This is a genomic window from Burkholderia sp. BCC1638 (assembly GCF_902833195.1).
GTDB lineage: Bacteria > Pseudomonadota > Gammaproteobacteria > Burkholderiales > Burkholderiaceae > Burkholderia > Burkholderia diffusa.
Genome location: NZ_CADFEC010000133.1, coordinates 1 through 457, shown reverse-complemented (window position 1 = coordinate 457; position 457 = coordinate 1). Strand labels below are relative to the sequence as shown.

Here is a 457-nt window from a genome sequence, read left to right as displayed (position 1 = left end):
TCCTGTCCGCCTACGCGATCGTCTATTTCCGCTTCCCGTTTCGCAACACCGCGTTCTGGCTGATCTTCGTCACCCTGATGCTGCCGGTCGAGGTGCGCATCTTCCCGACCGTGCAGGTGGTCTCGACGCTGCACCTGACCAACAGCTACGCGGGTCTCACGCTGCCGCTGATCGCCTCGGCCACCGCCACCTTCCTGTTCCGGCAGTTCTTCATGACCCTGCCCGACGAGCTGATGGAGGCCGCGCGCATCGACGGCGCCGGGCCGCTGCGTTTCTTCTGGGACGTGGTGCTGCCGCTGTCGCGCACCAGCATCGCCGCGCTGTTCGTGATCACCTTCATCTACGGCTGGAGCCAGTACCTGTGGCCGATCCTGGTCGCCACCGACGGCGCGATGTCGAACGCGGTGGTGGGCATCAAGTCGATGATCGCCAGCGGCGACGCGGCCACCGAATGGCA

The 457-nt window shown here is 65.6% G+C and carries 1 protein-coding gene; it reads left to right on the top strand.

Translation table 11 applies throughout. The annotated features are described in order from the left end of the window. On the top strand, nt 1–457 hold a 457-nt coding region (ugpE, locus tag HWX22_RS31555; protein WP_175917022.1), incomplete at both ends, for a sn-glycerol-3-phosphate ABC transporter permease UgpE.